The organism is Saliniramus sp. (assembly GCF_035311605.1).
In the GTDB taxonomy this organism is placed as follows: domain Bacteria; phylum Pseudomonadota; class Alphaproteobacteria; order Rhizobiales; family Beijerinckiaceae; genus Saliniramus.
On sequence record NZ_DATGCW010000213.1, the window covers coordinates 1 to 2186 of the forward strand.

At 61.4% G+C, this 2186-nt stretch carries 2 protein-coding genes; both read right to left on the reverse strand.

Features of this window, described 5'->3' with window-relative positions:
• Nucleotides 1-892, reverse strand: an 892-nt coding sequence (locus VKP01_RS09655; protein ID WP_324411937.1) for a biotin carboxylase N-terminal domain-containing protein, incomplete at its 3' end; no start/stop codon positions are given.
• A 184-nt stretch (nucleotides 893-1076) separates the two neighbouring features.
• Entirely contained in the window at nucleotides 1077-1859 is a 783-nt protein-coding gene (locus VKP01_RS09660; RefSeq protein WP_324411938.1) for a Bax inhibitor-1/YccA family protein, read from the reverse strand.
• Between the last annotated feature and the right edge of the window lie 327 nt (nucleotides 1860-2186).

A 2186-nucleotide genomic window follows, 5' to 3' on the forward strand; every position in this document is an offset into this window, starting at 1 on the left:
AGAACTGGCCCGTATCGGCATCCATCAGGAATTCGACCGTGCCGGCGCCGATATAATTCGTCGCATCGGCGAGCTTCAGCGCGTAGCCGGCGATCTCGTCGCGCTGGGAAGCGTCGAGATAAGGGGCGGGCGCGCGCTCGACGACCTTCTGGTTACGGCGCTGGATCGAGCAATCGCGCTCGAACAGATGCACGCGGTTGCCGTGGCTGTCGCCCAGGATCTGCACCTCGACATGGCGGGCGCGCTCGATCAGCTTTTCGAGATAGACCTCGTCCTTGCCAAAAGCTGCCTTCGCCTCGCGCTTGCCTTCGAGCACCTCGCGTTCGAGACTTTCAGCGGAACGGATCGTGCGCATGCCGCGCCCGCCGCCGCCCCATGAGGCCTTGAGCATGACCGGATAGCCGATCGCATCGGCCATTTCGCGCACCCGCGCCATGTCGTCGGGCAGGGGCTCGGTGGCCGGGATCACGGGAACGCCGGTCTCGACGGCGAGATTGCGCGCGGCGACCTTGTTGCCGAGCGCCGTCATGGTCTGCGGCTTCGGCCCGATGAAGACGATGCCGGCATCCGCACAGGCCTGGGCGAATTCCGGGCTCTCCGAGAGCAGCCCGTAACCGGGATGGATCGCATCGGCGCCGGAGAGCTTCGCGACGCGGATCACCTCCTCGATCGAGAGATAGCTCTCGATCGGCCCGAGATCGCGCGACAGATGCGGACCGCGCCCGACCTGGTAGGATTCATCCGCCTTGAAGCGATGCAGCCCGTACTTGTCCTCTTCTGCCCAGATCGCGACGGTGCGAATCCCCATCTCGTTGGCCGCGCGAAACACCCGGATGGCGATTTCCGAGCGATTGGCCACGAGAATCCTGGCGATCGGACGGTTTGCAGGCATGACGCATATCCCTCAGCGCGTGATTGCCACGTGAGTTTATATGCGATGCAACATCGCGCAAGAGGCTTGTCGCCCACCCGCGATACGAACCGTCCAAGCTTTTGAGTTTCAAACAAAAAACCCCCGATCCCGCGGGATCGGAGGCTTTTGCGTCAGTCCGTGACCGGTCGAACCGGCGCGTTCCTCACTCGCGATTGCCGAGCAGCATGAGCAGGAACTGAAACATGTTGATGAAGTTCAGGTAGAGCGACAGCGCACCCATCACCGACGCCTTGGTGGCCGTCGCGGCGTCGAAGTTGTTGAACAGGTACATCTCCTTCAGACGCTGCGTGTCCCAGGCGGTAAGACCGGCGAAGATCAGCACGCCAATGACCGAGACGGCGAAAGCCAAGGCACTCGATGCGAGGAAGATGTTCACGACCATGGCGATGACCAGACCGATCAGCCCCATGAACAGGAACGTCCCCATCCCCGACAGGCTGCGCGTCGTGGTGTAGCCGTAGAGGCTCAGGCTGCCGAAGGCGGCGGCTGTGATGAAGAACACCTGGACGATCGACTGGCCGGTGAAGACCAGGAAGATCGACGACATCGAGATGCCCATCAGCGCCGCGAAGGCGAAGAACATGATCAGTGCCGTGCGCGGCTGAAGGGTCTCAATCTTGAAGGAGAAGAAGAAGATGAAGGCCAGCGGCGACAGCATCAGCACCCAGCGCAACGGGCTGGTGTAAACGGCTGCGCCGAATGACGTCAGCGCCAGACTGCCATCGGGCGCCGTCGTGGTTGCCAGCATGTAGGTGCCGAGCGCGACCAGCCCGGTGATGGCGAGGCCGATCACCATGTTGTTGTAGACGCCGAGCATGAACGCGCGCAGGCCCTGATCGATCTCGGCCTGCGACCGCGCCCGGGTTCCGCTCGCGGCAGAAGCGGCAGCAGCTTGGGTATGACGGTTCTGTTCGTTGATTTGCATCGGATTCCTCTACAGAAGATGCCTGTCCGGCGCTTGCCCAGGGCGCCCTGTCTCTTCCGCAGGATCTGGAGTGATCCTTCTGAATGAGCCAGCGCTATTCCCGCTATCGCCGGAAGCGACGTTCCCTTGTAATATGGAAAATGTAACGCTCCCGCGCAAGGGTTTTCGGTCTGCAATCAGCGTGAATCGAAGATGAAAAACGCCGCAGGTCCGTTTCAGGCCCGAATTATACGTTTTTATTCCGTAGAAACCGGCCTGTCGCCTACAAATTCCGCAGATAGCTCGCCGGCTTCTGGCTCAATATTCTCCAGGTACCCAGCAATCCCA